This is a genomic window from Streptomyces sp. NPDC088124, assembly GCF_040685895.1.
GTDB lineage: Bacteria > Actinomycetota > Actinomycetes > Streptomycetales > Streptomycetaceae > Streptomyces.
The window spans coordinates 37,083-53,048 of record NZ_JBFBJB010000021.1 but is presented as its reverse complement, the minus strand read 5'-3'; the positions used below and the strand labels follow the sequence as shown (position 1 = coordinate 53,048).

Sequence of the window (15,966 nt, the reverse complement as noted above, 5' to 3'; positions counted from 1 at the left end):
ACACCAACGGGCAGCCGGTCCATACCACTTCCGCTCCGGAGGTCCCCCGTGCCGCAGCCGCCCGCCTGGACGCGCCGTACCGTGCTCACCGCCCTGGCCGCCACCGGCGCGGGCTCCCTCCCGCACGCCGCGGCCCACGCGGCCGGGCCCCCCGCCCCCGGCGCCGGTGCGTCCGCCGACCCGTTCGAGGAGCTGCGGCTGCGCTGGGTGGAGCTCTCCCTCGGCGCCGGCTACGACCCCGCCGCCGAACCGTATGCCTCCCGCCTCGCCGAGACCGGCGAGCTGGCCGCCGGGTTCCGGCGGACGATGGCCCCGGCCGCCGCCTCCCTCTGGCCCGACCGGCCGTACGACCCGCCCGCCGGCATCACCCAGAGCTACAGCAGGCTCTGGACCATGACCCGCGCGTACGCCCAGCCGGGCACCGGGCTCACCGGGGACCCCGGGCTCCTCGACGCCGTACGCCGGGGGCTCGACCACCTCGCCGCGACCGTGTACCACCCCGCGACCGACCCCTACGGCAACTGGTGGGAGTGGCGGATCGGCAGTCCCCGGCTGCTCATGGACATCACCGCCGTCCTGTACGACCGGCTCACCGACGCGCAGCGCGCCGTCGGCGCCGCCGCCGTCGACCACTTCATCCCCGACGCCCTGCTCGCCGACTACTCGGGTACCAGCACCGGCGCCAACCGCGTCGACCTCTGCCGCTCCGTCGCCCTGCGCGGCGTCCTCGGCCGGGCGCCCGACCGGATCGCGCTCGCCCGCGACGCGCTCTCGCCCGTCTTCCCGTACGTCACGGAGGGCGACGGGCTCTACGCCGACGGATCGTTCGTGCAGCACACCTGGGTCGCCTACTCCGGGACGTACGGCCAGGTCATGCTGGACGGTCTCGGCCGGCTCCTCACCCTCCTCGCCGGATCGCCCTGGGCCGTCACCGACCCGGCCCGGCAGATCGTCCTCGACAGCGTGGAGCGCGCGTACGCCCCGCTCATCTACGACGGGCTGATGATGGACAGCGTCAACGGGCGTGCCGTCAGCCGCGGTTACCTCAAGAGCGACGAGCGGCAGGTGATGCGGAGCGACCACTTCCATGGCCAGGGGGTGATCGCCGCGATCGCGCTCCTCGCGGGCGCGGCGGGCGCAGCCGAGCGCGAGCGCTGGACCGCGCTGCTCAAGGGGTGGATCGAACGGGACACCGTGTCGCCCGTCCTCACCGCCCGCCAGTTCGACGTGGCCGATCTCGCCCGGCTGCGCGCCGTCGCCGCGTCGGGCGTGCCCGCCGCTCCCGAACCGACCGGCCACACCCTCTTCGCCGCGATGGACCGGGCCGTGCACCGGCGCCCCGGGTGGGCCGCCAACATCGCCATGGCCTCCGACCGGATCGCCCATTACGAGTGCGGCAACGGCGAGAACCCGCGCGGCTGGCACACCGGCGCCGGGATGCTCCTGTGGTGGTGCGGGGACCAGGGCGACAACCGGTCCAGCGACGGGTCCAGCGACCGGTCCACCGACCAATACACAGACTGGTTCTGGCCCACGGCCGACCCGTACCGGCTGCCCGGTACGACCGTCTCCACCCGGCGGCTCCCGGACCGGGCGGGCGGCGAGTGGGGCGAGCCGAAACCCGCCGTACGGTGGGTCGGCGGCACGACCGACGGGACGTACGCCGCCGTCGGGCAGCACCTCAAGGGGCTCGGCTCCACGCTCGAAGCCCGCAAGTCCTGGTTCTGTCTCGCGGACACCGTGGTCTGCCTCGGCGCCGGTATCCGCGCCACGGACGGGGTGCCCGTCGAGACGATCGTGGACAACCGCAATCTGGGGGAGCGGGCCGGCGCCGCCTTCACGCTCGACCCCGGCGGGCCCCGGCCTCGTTGGGCCCATCTCGCCGGCCACGGCGGATGGGTCTTCCCCGGGGGCGCGCGGGTACGGACCCTCGCCGAGGCGCGCACCGGCGCGTGGAGCGACATCAACACCACCAGTTCACCTGAACGCCGTACCCGGCACTACCGGAGTCTCTGGCTCGACCACGGCACCGACCCGGTGGCCGCCTCGTACGCCTATCTGCTGCTGCCCGGCGCCTCCCGGCGCGCCGTCACCGCCCGCGCCGCCGACCGGCACTGGCTGGAGATCCTGGCCAACACCGACGCCGCCCAGGCCGTGGCGGTCCGCTCCCTGGGCTGCGTCGCCGCGAACTTCTGGCGTCCGGGAACGGCGGGACCGCTCACCGCGAGCGCCCCCGCGAGCGTCCTCGCCGTGGAGCGGGGCCGTACCGCCACCCTGCACATCGCCGAGCCGCCCCGTACGGGGGAACCGCTGGAGATCGTCTGGGACCGGTCGCACCGCCCCGTACGACGCGTCACGAGCCACGACCCGGCCGTCGAGGTCCTCGCCACGGGCCGTACGGTACGGCTGAGGGTCACCCCGGGAACGGCCTGCGCCACCCACGCCTGCACCATGGAGACGCACTGACCGGCGCACCGTCCGGGCGATCTCCGCCCAGAGGTTCTGTCTGGTGGATCCCTACAACCGGCGGGGGTGGCGCGCTGTCCGATGCCCCCGCAACGGGCCCGGTTTCTGTCCATGCCCACCAGGAATACCGCCGGGAGACTGTGTGGAGTCGACGGCGCGCATTCCTCGGAGGTGTTCGTAGGGTTGGGACATGACCGTAGTGGACGAGACGCCGAGCGAGCCCATCGACGCCCGGGGCCGTGTGGCGGAACTGCACGCGCTGCGCGAGGCGGCCCGCCGAGGCCCCAGCGACCGCGCGACCGAGGCCCAGCGCGCCAAGGGCAAGCTCACCGCCCGCGAGCGCATCGAGCTGCTGCTCGACGAGGGATCGTTCAAGGAGGTCGAGCAGCTCCGCAGGCACCGGGCGACCGGCTTCGGCCTGGAGGCGAAGAAGCCGTACACCGACGGTGTGATCACCGGCTGGGGCACGGTGGAGGGCCGTACGGTCTTCGTCTACGCCCACGACTTCCGGATCTTCGGCGGCGCCCTCGGTGAGGCCCACGCCACCAAGATCCACAAGATCATGGACATGGCCATCTCGGCCGGTGCCCCCCTGGTCTCGCTCAACGACGGCGCGGGCGCACGCATCCAGGAGGGCGTCTCCGCGCTCGCCGGGTACGGCGGCATCTTCCAGCGCAACACCCGCGCCTCCGGTGTCATCCCGCAGATCAGCGTGATGCTCGGCCCGTGCGCGGGCGGCGCGGCCTACAGCCCCGCGCTCACCGACTTCGTCTTCATGGTCCGCGAGACCTCGCAGATGTTCATCACGGGCCCCGACGTGGTCAAGGCCGTGACCGGCGAGGAGATCACCCAGAACGGCCTGGGCGGCGCGGACGTCCACGCCGAGACCTCGGGCGTCGCGCACTTCGCGTACGACGACGAGGAGACCTGCATCGCCGAGGTGCGCTACCTCCTGTCGATGCTCCCGCAGAACAACCGCGAGAACCCGCCCACGGTCGTCTCCGAGGACCCGGCGGACCGCCGCTCCGACATCCTGCTCGACCTCGTGCCCGCCGACGGCAACCGCCCGTACGACATGCACAAGGTCATCGAGGAACTCGTCGACGACGGCGACTACCTGGAGATCCACGAGCGGTGGGCCCGCAACATCGTCTGCGCGCTGGCCCGGCTCGACGGCCAGGTCATCGGCATCGTCGCCAACCAGCCGCAGTCCCTGGCCGGGGTCCTGGACATCGAGGCATCGGAGAAAGCTGCGCGCTTTGTCCAGATGTGCGATGCTTTTAACATCCCGATCGTTACGTTGCTGGACGTGCCCGGGTTCCTCCCGGGGGTCGACCAGGAACACGGCGGAATCATCCGGCACGGCGCCAAACTGCTCTACGCATACTGCAACGCGACCGTGCCGAGGATCTCCCTGATCCTGCGCAAGGCGTACGGAGGCGCGTACATCGTCATGGACTCCCAGTCCATCGGGGCGGACCTCACCTATGCCTGGCCCACCAACGAGATCGCGGTGATGGGCGCCGAAGGTGCCGCCAACGTCATCTTCCGCAGGCAGATCGCCGAGGCCGAGGACTCCGAGGCCATGCGCGCGCGCATGGTCAAGGAGTACAAGGCCGAGCTGATGCACCCCTACTACGCCGCGGAGCGCGGCCTCGTCGACGACGTCATCGACCCCGCGGAGACCCGTGAGGTCCTCGCGGGCGCGCTCGCGATGCTCCGTACCAAGCACGCGGACCTGCCGTCCCGCAAGCACGGCAACCCCCCGCAGTGACGCGGCGCCCCGCGCGCCCCGCCGTCCCTGCCGAGACCAACGGAGACACGACTCCATGAGCGATGCCACGAACGAGTCCCTGCTGCGCGTAGAGAAGGGCCACGCCGACCCCGAGGAGCTGGCCGCGATCACCGCGATCCTGCTGGCCCGCGCCGCCGCCACGCCCGAGACCCCGGTGCACCGCGGCCGTTCCACCGCCGGCTGGCGCCGTCTGGAGCGCACCCCCGGCTTCCGTGCCCCGCACAGCTGGCAGGGCTGACCCGCCCGCCGCTCGTGAGCGGACACGACGGAGCCCCCGCACTCGATATGAGAGTGCGGGGGCTCCGTCATGCGCCTCCACAGCGTCCGCAGGGGCACAGCGTCCGCAGCCGTCCGTACGGTCCACGGAAACGGCGGTGCCCGGCGCCGTGAGGGCGCCGGGCGTCCGTGGGTCCGTGCGTCCGTGACTAACGGAGTCGTGCCATGAGGGCGTGTTCGACGAGGGTGATGAGTCCGCTTTTGGCGTCGGCGCGGTGGCGGGCGTCGGTGGTGATGATGGGGGTGTCGGGGCCGATCTGGAGTGCTTCGCGTACTTCGTCGGGGGTGTAGGGCTGGTGTCCGTCGAAGCCGTTGAGGGCGATGACGAAGGGGAGTCCTGAGTTTTCGAAGTAGTCGACGGCGGGGAAGCAGTCGGCGAGGCGGCGGGTGTCGACGAGGACGACGGCGCCGATGGCGCCGCGGACGAGGTCGTCCCACATGAACCAGAAGCGGTCCTGTCCGGGGGTGCCGAAGAGGTAGAGGATGAGGTCTTGGTCGAGGGTGATGCGTCCGAAGTCCATGGCCACGGTGGTGGTGGTCTTGTCTCCGGTGTGGGTGAGGTCGTCGATGCCGGCGGAGGCGCTGGTCATGACGGCTTCGGTACGCAGCGGGTTGATCTCCGAGACGGCGCCCACGAACGTGGTCTTGCCCACGCCGAAGCCGCCCGCCACCACGATCTTCGCGCTGGTGGTCGATCGGGCCGCACCGCCGCTAGAGCTTGCGAAGTCCACTGAGCACCCTTTCGAGCAGTGTCACGTCTGGCTGGCCACCGGTGGCCTCGTCGCCACCGGGCTGATGGATGGCGACAAGGCCCGCCTCCGCCAGGTCGGCAACGAGGATCCGGGCCACGCCGAGGGGGATGGAGAGGAGCGCCGAGACTTCGGCGACCGATTTGATCTCGAAACACAGCTGGCAGATCCGCTGATGCTCGGGCAACTGCCCCTGCAACTGGGACGGATCAGCCGTCGTACTGACCAGCGCCTCGATGGCGAGCTGGTAACGCGGCCGGGTCCGGCCGCCGGTCATGGCGTACGGGCGCACCAACGGGTTGTGCGCGCCCATGGAAGGCTCGGCTTCCGGTGAACGCCTCGGCTGCACCGGCTGGATGCGCGGCTGCCGGGGCTCGTCGTACTCGTACGACTGCGGCGGGGGCGGGGGTTGGTACGACTGCCGCTGAGGTGCGCCGCGGCCGCCACCCTGCCCGCCGTGGCCCTGCCCGCCCTGGTCATGGCTCGGCTCGCCCTGACCGCCGCCCTGTCCGCTGGGCGTGGAGGGAAAGTTGAACCGGTTCTGGGCATGCTCACCCGGAGACCGGGGGCCACCGTCGTAGTGATGCCCACCTGGGGGTGTAGCCACGTTTCCTCCTCCGAGTGCCGGGGCGCCGGGCCCGATCCTGGCGGACCTGTGAGATCCGCGCCACCGCACCCTAATGGTGCGGCGGCGAACAGCGCACTGTCTGTCAGTTCAGCAGACTTCCCTGGAGCTCCGCACGCAGGTCCGGGGTCAGGACCGTACCCGCACGGTCGACCAGGAGGGCCATCTCGTACCCGACCAGGCCGATGTCGGCCTCGGGGTGGGCGAGTACGGCCAGCGAGGAGCCGTCGGAGATGGACATGAGGAAGAGGAAACCGCGCTCCATCTCGACGACGGTCTGGTTCACGGCCCCGCCCTCGAAGATCCGGGACGCCCCCGCGGTCAGCGAGGTCAGCCCGGAGGCCACGGCCGCGAGCTGATCGGCGCGGTCGCGCGGGAATCCTTCGGACATGGCGAGCAGGAGTCCGTCGGCGGAGACCACCACCGTGTGGGACACCCCGGGGGTGTTGTCCACAAAGTTGGTGATCAACCAGTTCAGATTCTGCGCCGCCTGGCTCATCGGGCTCACACTAACGCTCCTGGTTGTAGGTACTGCCCGGGCCACGGCCCGGTCCGTTCTTGTCCGCTCCGGCGTTGCGGCCCCGCTCGACGCCGCGTCGCAGGTTGCTCAGCCTGCCCCGGATGTCCTCCGGGGCGCGGGAGACCTGGGGGCCGTTGTGCGTGGTCTGCTCCGCCGCGCCCTCGACCAGGTTGGCCTTGGGCACGCGGCGCGGCAGACCGGACGAGGTGACACCGCCGGCCTTGGGCTCACGGAGCTTCTCCGCGCGCTGGAACCGCTCGTCGTTCCGCACGCGCCAGTCGTCGGAACCGGTCGGCCCCACCTGCCCGTTGGTCCGGTTGTCGCCAAGGCCGCTGCTCGGGGTGATCCCCTCGCCGCCTCCCTTGTCCTGCTCAAGGCTCTGCTGGCTCTGCTCGTCCTGGAAGTTGCCCGAGGTGGTGCTCCGGCCGTTCAGCGCCGTCGACGAGGTCTGTCCGGCCGGCTGTCCTTCGCCCTCACCGGCGGGCTGCCACGACGCCGACGGCTGCGGCTGCTGGGGCTGGCCGCTGCCACGGCGCGGCAGACCCGCGTCCGTCAGTGTGTGACTGGTGCTCGGGGAGGGACCCGGACGGTTCAAGCCTACGTTGTCCCGGGGGTTCTCGGGAGCGCCGAGGCCCGATTCCGGTTCGGCCGGCCGTTCGGCGTCGTACGTACCCGGATAGGCACTCTGATCGGCCCACTCGCCCTGGTGGGGCTGGGGGTTGAACAGATTCTCGTACGTGCCCTCGGCGCCCTGCGCGGCGGGGTACGGGGACTCCGTATACCCCTGCTGCCCCGGGGTCCCCTGCTGCGGGAGAAACGCGTCGGACTGCTGGTACGTGTCGGGCTGCTGGTACCCGTCGGACGGCTGGTACGTACCGGTCTGCTGGTACGTGTCGGACGCGCGGTACTCCTCGAACCCGCCCGTGGTGAACTCGGCCGTGGGGGCGGAGAAGTCCGCCCCGGGCGCGGGCTGCTGGGGCGCGTATCCCTGCTCGCGCCCCGGCTCGTACGGCGGATTCCCCTGCTCGTACCCGCCGGTGGACTCCTCGCGGAACTGACCGTCCACCTGGTCCTGGAAGAGCGGCTGGTCGCCCGCGGCGTTCTGCGGAGGCGCCCCGAGGGCCGCGCGCCGCTCGTCGCGCTTGAGCGAGCGGTTGACCGGGTCGAGCCGCGCCGACTGCTCCGCCGCCGCGGGCTGCTGCTCGTACCGCGAGTCGTCGAAGCCCAGCTCCGCCGCGGTCAGCATCGGAGCGGTCGGGAAGGCCTGCTCCTCCTCCTCGAGGTTCGGCTGGTCCGGCATGATCTGCGAGACGGTGAAGTCCTCGCCCTGGCCGGGGGCGCCGCCCCCGCCGCCGTGCGTGATCGCGTCCGGCAGCATGACCAGGGACGTCGTGCCCGCCTGCTCGCCCGAGGGGCGGAGCTGGACCCGTACGCCGTGCCGCTCGGCGAGCCGGCCGACCACGAACAGCCCCATGCGCTGGGAGACCGTGGCGTCCACCGTCGGCGGGTTGGCCAGCTTGTGGTTGATGTCGGCGAAGTCCTCGGCGGTGAGACCGATCCCCTTGTCGTGGATCTCGATCATCACCCGGCCGTCGGGCAGCCGGGTCGCCGTGACCCGGACCTTCGTCTGCGGCGAGGAGAACGTGGTGGCGTTCTCCAGCAGCTCGGCGAGCAGGTGCACGAGGTCGGTGACGGCCTGGCCGTGGATCTCCGTCTCGGGGACCCCGGTCAGCTCGATGCGCTCGTACGACTCCACCTCGGAGGAGGCGGCGCGCAGGACGTCCACCAGCGGCACCGGCTGGTTCCAGCGGCGGCCGGGCTCCTCGCCCGCGAGGACGAGCAGGTTCTCGCCGTTGCGGCGCATCCGCGTCGCCAGGTGGTCCAGCTTGAAGAGGTTCTCCAGCTGGTCCGGGTCCCCCTCGTTGTTCTCCAGGTCGGAGATGAGGGTCAACTGGCCCTCGATCAGCGACTGGTTACGGCGTGAGAGATTGGTGAAGATCGCGTTGACGTTGCCGCGGAGCATCGCCTGCTCGGCCGCGAGCCGCACCGCCTCGCGGTGGACCTGGTCGAAGGCGCGGGCGACCTCGCCTATCTCGTCGCGCGAGTCGATCGGGATGGGCTGCACCCGGGTGTCGACCCGGCCGGGCTCGGCCCGCGAGAGCTGGTCGACCAGCATCGGCAGCCGCTGCTCGGCGATCCCGAAGGCGGCCGTACGCAGCGACAGCATCGACCGGCTCATCTGCCGCGCCATCATCCCGGCCAGGATGAAGGCGGCCAGCAGGGCGATCAGCACGATCGCGCCGTTGATGATCGCGTTGTTCCTGGCGTTGTCGGCGATCGAGGACGCCTCCGCGACGGCCTTGTCGACCAGCTCCGTCTCGATCGTGTTGTACCCCTCGAACTTGGCGGTGGAGGCCGCCATCCAGGTCTCCGGGGTGACCCCGCGCTGGGCGAGCTGCTCGGGGGAGTCGCCGCTGGCGATCGCCGCCACCATGCCGTCGTAGACGGAGCCGTCCTTGGCGGGCGGCGCCGTGAACTCCTTGCCCGCGGCGGCGGCCTGCTGCTGTGCCGAGGCGATCTCCTTGGCCCCGGCGGCCGCCTGCGCGGTCATGACCTCCTGGAGCCTGACGGCGTCCGACTGCGTGCCGCCGGAGACGTACTCGCCGACGGCGACGTCCTCCAGATAGGCGTACGAGGAGAACGCGATCGTCTGGCCGGTCTTGACGTCGGCCTTCTGGCTCGGCCTGACCAGCAGGTGCGTCCCGATGGAGCGCTGGAGCGACTCGGCGCCCTTGGCCAGCCCGATGGCGTAGACGGTGCGGCCGTAACTGGTGATGTTCCCGGTGCCCAGGCCCAGTTCGTTGGAGAGCTGCATGAGCGTGTGCTCCAGCGGCACGTACGCCTCTTCGGTGGCCACGGGACCGCCGTTGCCGCCACTCTTGTCCGGGGTCTCCACCCCGGCGGTGTACGCGGTCTTCCGGATGTTCTCCAGCGTCGGCTCCGAGCTGCGGAAGAGGCCGATCCGGCGTTCGAGGCCCTCGTCCGCGGGCAGCTCCTGCACCGCGAGGTCGAACTTCTTCTTCGCCGCGTCCGTGGCCGCGTAGCTCTCGGTGACGACCTCGGCGTCCCGTTTGTTGGTGAGCAGGGACTGCGCGGTGAGATCGCGCTCGTTGAGCAGCGCGTGTCCGTACTCGGATGCGGCCCGCACGACAAGGGCCGTCTTCTGCGCGTCCTGCGCCTCCTGCCACGTGTCGATCGAGCCCTTGACCTGGAATCCCCCCATGACCAGGCCGACCATGACGGGGACCAGGAGGATCGCGTACAGCCGGGTGGTCACCCGCCAGTTGCGCGGGGAGAACGGGCTGGGGCTGCCGGCCGCGGCGGGCGGGCCGGTCGTGACGGCAGGCGCCGCTGCGCGCGGCGGCGGCGGGGTGAAGTTGCCCCGCGCCTTCTGCTCCGCGGAGCTCGTCGTGCTTCGCCTCACTCGACCAACAACCTCTCGGCGTCGGCACCTACGCTGTGCCGTGTTTCGTTCAGGGCCGTACTACTCGGGAGTTCTCGAATTCCAGCACGGGGGGCGCCCCCTTTCCAAACAGCGGGAATCAGCCATTCCTTGTGGTACATGCCTCACGTAAAACGGGCATAAAGAGCGAGCCCCGCCAAAAAGCGGGGCTGCCATGTGCGCAGGGGCACCGGGCGAGTGCGCCGGGTGGCCGGAGAGCGTGAAACCTCTGTCGAAATGTTATGAACACAGAGGCGGGCCGTGTCAAAGGACATGGCCCACCTCCGGGTATGTCTACGGCAAGTGCCGTAGCGCACCGTCTACTTCAGTCGTGCCATGAGGGCGTGTTCGACGAGGGTGATGAGTCCGCTTTTGGCGTCGGCGCGGTGGCGGGCGTCGGTGGTGATGATGGGGGTGTCGGGGCCGATCTGGAGTGCTTCGCGTACTTCGTCGGGGGTGTAGGGCTGGTGTCCGTCGAAGCCGTTGAGGGCGATGACGAAGGGGAGTCCTGAGTTTTCGAAGTAGTCGACGGCGGGGAAGCAGTCGGCGAGGCGGCGGGTGTCGACGAGGTCGACGGCGCCGATGGCGCCGCGGACGAGGTCGTCCCACATGAACCAGAAGCGGTCCTGTCCGGGGGTGCCGAAGAGGTAGAGGATGAGGTCTTGGTCGAGGGTGATGCGTCCGAAGTCCATGGCCACGGTGGTGGTGGTCTTGTCTCCGGTGTGGGTGAGGTCGTCGATGCCGGCGGAGGCGCTGGTCATGACGGCTTCGGTACGCAGCGGGTTGATCTCCGAGACGGCGCCCACGAACGTGGTCTTGCCCACGCCGAAGCCGCCCGCCACCACGATCTTCGCGCTGGTGGTCGATCGGGCCGCACCGCCGCTAGAGCTTGCGAAGTCCACTGAGCACCCTTTCGAGCAGTGTCACATCCGGCGTGCCGCCGGCCTCTCCGTTGCCCGGCTGGTGGATGGCCACCATGCCGGCCTCCGCCAGGTCGGCCACCAGGATGCGGGCGACACCGAGCGGCATCGTCAGCAGCGCCGACACCTCGGCCACCGACTTGACCTCGCGGCACAGGTGGCAGATCCGCTGGTGCTCGGGGAGCAGGGTGGCGAGATGCGCGGGGTCCGCGGTCGTACTGACCAGCGCCTCGATGGCGAGCTGGTACCGCGGCCGGGTCCGGCCGCCGGTCATGGCGTACGGACGTACCAGCGGCTGATCGCCCTCAGGACCGTACGAGGCGTCGACAGAGACGCCGTACGGATCGTGAGAGGCGGGTGGCGGGGTCATGAATCCTCCGGGCGTGACAGCAAGATGTCTACGTGCCGTCTGACTTGGCCGGTGGGGGGCCGGTTGGGCGGCCTGACGGTAAGTGGCTGGGGAGTTCCTGGAAAGGTCAGTGCAGCAGACTTCCCTGGAGCTCGGCGCGCAGGTCCGGTGTGAGGACCGTACCGGCGCGGTCGACCAGGAGGGCCATTTCATAACCCACCAGACCGATGTCGCACTCGGGGTGGGCGAGGACCGCCAGGGAGGAACCGTCGGAGACGGACATCAGGAAGAGGAAGCCGCGCTCCATCTCCACCACGGTCTGGTTGACCGGGCCGCCTTCGAAGATCCGGGACGCCCCCGCGGTGAGCGAGGTCAGCCCGGATGCCACGGCCGCGAGCTGATCGGCGCGGTCGCGGGGGAAGCCCTCGGACATGGCCAGCAGAAGTCCGTCTGCGGAGACCACCACGGTGTGGGACACCCCAGGGGTGTTGTCCACGAAATTGGTGATCAACCAGTTCAGATTCTGCGCAGCCTGACTCATCGGACTCAACTAACGCTCCTGCTGGTGAGAGGTGCCGAGGTTGAATCCGTTGCTCGCCGGGCCGGTGTTGCCCGCCTGACGACCTTGCTGGATGCCCCGACGGAGATTGGTCAGCCGGCCGCGCACGTCAGCGGGCGCACGGGAGACCTGCGGACCGGCCTGGGTGTTCTGTTCCTGCGCGGTACCGGGCACCAGGTTGGCACGCGGCACCCTGCGGGGCAGACCGGAGGTGGTGATGCCGCCGGACTGGGGCTTTTTGGCCCGCTCTGCCTGGCGTACCAGCTCGTCGTTGGGAGAGGTGCGCCAGGAGGAGGTGGCGCCCACGCCGCCCGCGGCTGAACCCCGCGAGTCCGAACTGCCGCTGGAGAAGTTGAAGCCGGCGCCGTTCGTCCCGGAGCCGTGTCCCGCTCCCAGTCCGCCGAGCCCGGGCCGCTGGTTCAGGCCCTGGCCCTGGCCCTGGTTCCGGGAGTCGGAGCCGCCGGTGCCCGGCCGGCCGGCGCCGAAGGCGTCGCTGCCGGACCCGCCGACGTCGTAACCGTTGGTGGTGTAGCCGCCGGTGCCGGTGGTGTACCCGCCGGAGCCGGAGCCGTTGGTGCCGTTCGTGCCCGCGCCGCCGGTGTCCGTCGTGCCGTTCAGGCCCGAGCCGCCCGCGGACTCGCGCCGCGGTACCGGCGGGGTCGGTGACTGCTGGGACGGCCCGCTCTCCTGGCGCTCCGGGTCCGTGGTGCGGGGCGACCTGCCGTCGTCCGCTCCGCCGCCCTGCTGTCCGCCGCCCTGGGTGGCGTGGAACCAGTTGGTCTCCAGGGTGTCGTACAGCGGCGTACGGCCGTCACCGGGGCCGGAGGCCGGGGGCAGCGCCTCCGGCTGCGGCTGCGGCGGAAGACTCGGCTGGCGGTAGCCGCCCTCGGAGCCGGGCGCCGGGGCCGGCGCGGGCGGACGCGGCGCGTTGAAGTCCTGCCGCTCGGAGCCGAAGTCCGACGACGGGCGGAAGCCGGAGCCGTCGGTCTGGCCGCCACGCTGCCCGCCGTACTCCGGGGAGTAGCCGGCCGGGGCGTTGAAGTCGGGACGGGGGAACTGGGTTGTGGACGCGGGGTCCTGGCCGGCGCCGAGCGGGCCGTTCTGGTCGGGCCGGGGCCCGTCGAAGTCCGGGCGCGGGAACTCGGAGGTGGCGCCGGGGTTCTGCCGCTCACCCGTCGGACGGGCGAACTGGCCGGTGGACTCGTGCTCCTCGTGGCCGCGCGGCGCGTCCAGCGGGGCACGCCCCGACTGCTGGTCGCTGCCCCAGCTGGTGACCGGAGGGCGCTGCGGGCGCTGCGGCTGCGGGTTGCCGCCGGGCAGCTCGGCGCGCGGTCCGCCGGGGGGCGGGAGCTGCCTGCTGCGGTCGGGTGCCCCGCCCTGCTGGAAGGCGTTCTGGGCACGCCCGCTGAAGCCGTTCTGGCCCTGGTTGCCCTGGTTGCCCTGGTTGCCGGGACCGCTCTGGCCGGCCTGGTTGCCCTGACCGCCCGGTCCGCTCTGGCCGAAGGCGCTGTGCGGACCGTCCTGGCGCTGCTGGCCCTGGCCGGGGCCGCCCTGCCCGCCGCCCTGCGAGGGACCCTGCGACGAGGGGCCGAAGGCGTTCTGCGCGAAGATGTTCGGCTGGCCCGAGCCCTGCCGCTGCGGATCCTGCGAGCCGCCCTGCGATCCGGCACCCGACCCGTCGCGGGAGGGCAGCGCGGCACGGGGCCCCGCACCGGAGCCGACCTGGCCGCGCGGTGCGCCCGAGCCGGGCAGACCACCGGGCGCGGGCGCGCCGCCGGGGCCCGAACCGAGCCCGGGACGGCCGCCGCCGGGAGCGCCGGGGAGCTGGCCGCCGCCCGCGGGCGCCTGGCCGAGCGGACCGCCCTGGCCGGGGGCACCGGGCCGGCCGGCCGGGTTCTTCTTGCCGCCGTGGGCGACATCGACGGGCAGCATGACCAGCGCGGTCGTACCGCCGGAGTCGGAGGGGCGGAGCTGGATCCTGATGCCGTGGCGCAGCGACAGCCGGCCGACCACGAACAGACCCATGCGGCGCGAGACCGAGACGTCCACGGTGGGCGGCGAGGCCAGCCGCTCGTTGATCGCCGCGAGATCCTCGGGGGAGAGGCCGATGCCGGTGTCGTGGATCTCCACCAGCACCCGGCCGTCGGGCAGCGCGTGACCCGTGACGCGGACCTTCGTCTGCGGCGAGGAGAACGACGTCGCGTTCTCCAGCAGCTCGGCGAGCAGGTGCACGAGGTCGTTGACGACGCGCCCGGCGACCTCGGTCGTCGGTACGGAGGCCAGCTCGATGCGCTCGTACTGCTCCACCTCGGAGGCGGCGGCACGGAGCACGTCGACCAGCGGTACGGGGCGGGTCCAGCGGCGGCCCGGCTCCTCGCCCGCGAGGACGAGGAGGTTCTCGCCGTTACGGCGCATACGGGTCGCGAGGTGGTCCAGCTTGAACAGCGAGGAGAGCTGGTCCGGGTCGGCCTCGCGGGACTCCAGTTCGGAGATGAGCGAGAGCTGACGCTGGATGAGGCCCTGGCTGCGGCGCGAGAGGTTGGTGAACATCGCGTTGACGTTGCCCCGGAGCAGGGCCTGCTCGGCGGCGAGCCGGACCGCCTCGCGGTGCACGTCGTCGAAGGCCGCGGCGACCTTTCCGATCTCGTCCCTGGAGTGCACACCCACCGACTCGACGGAGGTGTCGACGTCCTGCGGGTCGGAGTCGGAGAGCTGCTTGACCAGCTCGGGCAGCCGGTCCTGGGCGACCCGGGTGGCCGTGTCCTGGAGGCGGCGCAGCGAGCGGATCATGGACCGGGCGACCACGAAGGCGCCGACGAGCGAGACACCGAGGACGACGAGGATCAGCGCGGCGTTGAGGATCGCGTCACGCTGCGACGAGTCGCGCAGCTCGCGGGCCTTGCTCTCCATCTCACCGAGCAGCGTCGCCTCGATGGTCTTCATCGCGTTGATCCGGGTGGACGCCTGGTCGGTCCAGTCCAGGTACGAGCGGTTGGGCTGGCTCCCGAGGCCGTCGGTCGAGCCGAGCACGCGGTCCGCGTACTTCTCGGACGACTGGATCTCGGGGTTGCCCTGCCCGTTGAGCGGGGCCATCAGCTCTTCGGCGTCGCCGCCCATCGACTCGTACAGGAAGCTGAAGGAGGTGAGGGCGTTCTTCTCCTTCGTCGCCGCGGCCAGACCGTACAGCCGGTCGTTCTCGCCCAGCTTGCCCTTGGTCGACGGGTCGGCGGGCAGCGCGGCGGCGATGATCGCCCGCTGGATCGACGCGTACTCCTTGGCGGACGAGAACGCGGCGAGCGCGCGGGTCCGCTTGATCATTTCCGGGTTGTTGGTCGCCTGCGCCATGTCCTGCGAGAGGCTCAGCAGCGAGGTGATCAGTCCGTCGTACGCGTCGACGGTCAGGGAGTCCGAACCCGAGCCGACGTAGGCGTCCTTGCGGATGGTGTTGATCCGGTTGACCTGGGTGGCGATCTGGTTGACGTTCGAGCGGATGCTCTCCAGCGCCTGGTCGCCGTCGGTGTTGCCGATGTCGACCGTGGCGTCGAGGAACGCCTTCTTGGCCCGGTCGGTCTTGGCCCGGCGGTCCTGGACCTTGAAGTCCTTGGGGTTCGCGCCGTTGGTCAGCGGGCCGGCCGACTCGTCACGCTCCGCCTGGAGCGCCTGCGAGAGCGCGGTCGCCTCTTTGGTCATCTTGGTGAGCAGCTGCATGTGTTCGAGCTGCTGCATGTCGTTCAGCGACTCGTTGATACGCAGCCCGCCCAGCGTGGTGGCCGCGACCACCGGCAGGGTCAGCAGCGCCACGAGGCGGGTGCTGATGCGCCAGTTGCGCAGGGCTATTCGGTTCCCCGGGTCGTTCGGTGACTTGGCGTTCGGCACCGTCTGCGGAGGCGGCGGCGTAGGAGGCGCGCCGAGGCCGCTCTGTCCCGGACCGGGGCGACCGCCCCGGCCGCCGCTGTGGTCGCCCGACGGAGCCGGGCCCGGGTTCTGGGTGTGCTGGGGCGAGGAGCCGCGGTCGGAACCGCCGCGGTGCTCCTGCTCCGCCGCAGCGCTGCCATCCCTCTTGTAACGTCCCTGCACTAGCGTCGCAACCTCTGGACCAGGCGTTCCCCCGCTGAACGGCGGAACGGTGTCGGCGTCGTGGGGCGCGGAAACGCACCCCGATGATGGTCGTGAGTGACCGGCGCTGCTCCCCTTCCCCACCGCCA

At 71.3% G+C, this 15,966-nt stretch carries 11 protein-coding genes; 3 read left to right on the top strand and 8 right to left on the bottom strand.

The features are described 5' to 3' along the window. Window positions 1-48 precede the first annotated feature (48 nt). The 3 genes from AB0P17_RS18975 (at window position 49) to AB0P17_RS18965 (ending at window position 4,499) form a co-directional block, all read left to right on the top strand. The gene (locus AB0P17_RS18975; RefSeq protein WP_365812334.1) at window positions 49-2,466 is read left to right on the top strand and encodes a polysaccharide lyase 8 family protein; all 2,418 of its coding nucleotides are present in this window, start codon (window positions 49-51) and stop codon (window positions 2,464-2,466) included. Window positions 2,467-2,656: 190 nt separating this feature from the next. Then, window positions 2,657-4,240 carry an acyl-CoA carboxylase subunit beta gene (locus AB0P17_RS18970; RefSeq protein WP_365812332.1) on the top strand — a complete coding sequence of 528 codons (1,584 nt, stop codon included), beginning with the start codon at window positions 2,657-2,659 and terminating at the stop codon, window positions 4,238-4,240. 55 nt (window positions 4,241-4,295) lie between these two features. Continuing rightward, entirely contained in the window at window positions 4,296-4,499 is a 204-nt protein-coding gene (locus tag AB0P17_RS18965; protein ID WP_365812330.1) for an acyl-CoA carboxylase subunit epsilon, read from the top strand. 187 nt (window positions 4,500-4,686) lie between these two features. Here the strand turns inward: AB0P17_RS18965 and AB0P17_RS18960 are convergent, their stop codons facing one another. From AB0P17_RS18960 to AB0P17_RS18925, 8 genes are all read right to left on the bottom strand, one after another. After that, window positions 4,687-5,268: an ATP/GTP-binding protein gene (locus AB0P17_RS18960; RefSeq protein WP_031229389.1), complete on the bottom strand. Its 582-nt coding sequence runs from the start codon at window positions 5,266-5,268 to the stop codon at window positions 4,687-4,689. Then, window positions 5,249-5,893 (bottom strand): DUF742 domain-containing protein, encoded by a 645-nt coding sequence (locus AB0P17_RS18955; RefSeq protein WP_365812328.1) that lies wholly within the window; start codon window positions 5,891-5,893, stop codon window positions 5,249-5,251. The genes AB0P17_RS18960 and AB0P17_RS18955 overlap by 20 nt, the downstream gene beginning before the upstream one ends. A 103-nt stretch (window positions 5,894-5,996) precedes the next feature. Beyond that, window positions 5,997-6,410 (bottom strand): roadblock/LC7 domain-containing protein, encoded by a 414-nt coding sequence (locus AB0P17_RS18950; RefSeq protein ID WP_010984131.1) that lies wholly within the window; start codon window positions 6,408-6,410, stop codon window positions 5,997-5,999. A 10-nt stretch (window positions 6,411-6,420) separates the two neighbouring features. Then, complete coding sequence (locus tag AB0P17_RS18945; protein ID WP_365812326.1) at window positions 6,421-9,915, bottom strand: nitrate- and nitrite sensing domain-containing protein; 3,495 nt, start codon at window positions 9,913-9,915, stop codon at window positions 6,421-6,423. A 338-nt stretch (window positions 9,916-10,253) separates the two neighbouring features. Further along, window positions 10,254-10,835 (bottom strand): ATP/GTP-binding protein, encoded by a 582-nt coding sequence (locus AB0P17_RS18940; RefSeq protein WP_365812323.1) that lies wholly within the window; start codon window positions 10,833-10,835, stop codon window positions 10,254-10,256. Then, window positions 10,816-11,223, bottom strand: a complete 408-nt coding sequence (locus tag AB0P17_RS18935) for a DUF742 domain-containing protein (RefSeq protein WP_319683976.1) — start codon at window positions 11,221-11,223, stop codon at window positions 10,816-10,818. The genes AB0P17_RS18940 and AB0P17_RS18935 overlap by 20 nt, the downstream gene beginning before the upstream one ends. Before the next feature lie 106 nt (window positions 11,224-11,329). Continuing rightward, entirely contained in the window at window positions 11,330-11,743 is a 414-nt protein-coding gene (locus AB0P17_RS18930; RefSeq protein WP_030351794.1) for a roadblock/LC7 domain-containing protein, read from the bottom strand. A gap of 9 nt (window positions 11,744-11,752) precedes the next feature. Then, window positions 11,753-15,838, bottom strand: a complete 4,086-nt coding sequence (locus AB0P17_RS18925) for a nitrate- and nitrite sensing domain-containing protein (RefSeq protein WP_365812320.1) — start codon at window positions 15,836-15,838, stop codon at window positions 11,753-11,755. Window positions 15,839-15,966: the final 128 nt, after the last annotated feature.

Coding starts and splice junctions, on each gene's coding strand:
- AB0P17_RS18970 (WP_365812332.1), top strand. CDS start 2,657: ATGACCGTAGTGGACGAGACGCCGAGCGAGCCCATCGACGCCCGGGGC.
- AB0P17_RS18950 (WP_010984131.1), bottom strand. CDS start 6,410: ATGAGCCAGGCGGCGCAGAATCTGAACTGGTTGATCACCAACTTTGTG.
- AB0P17_RS18930 (WP_030351794.1), bottom strand. CDS start 11,743: ATGAGTCAGGCTGCGCAGAATCTGAACTGGTTGATCACCAATTTCGTG.
- AB0P17_RS18935 (WP_319683976.1), bottom strand. CDS start 11,223: ATGACCCCGCCACCCGCCTCTCACGATCCGTACGGCGTCTCTGTCGAC.
- AB0P17_RS18965 (WP_365812330.1), top strand. CDS start 4,296: ATGAGCGATGCCACGAACGAGTCCCTGCTGCGCGTAGAGAAGGGCCAC.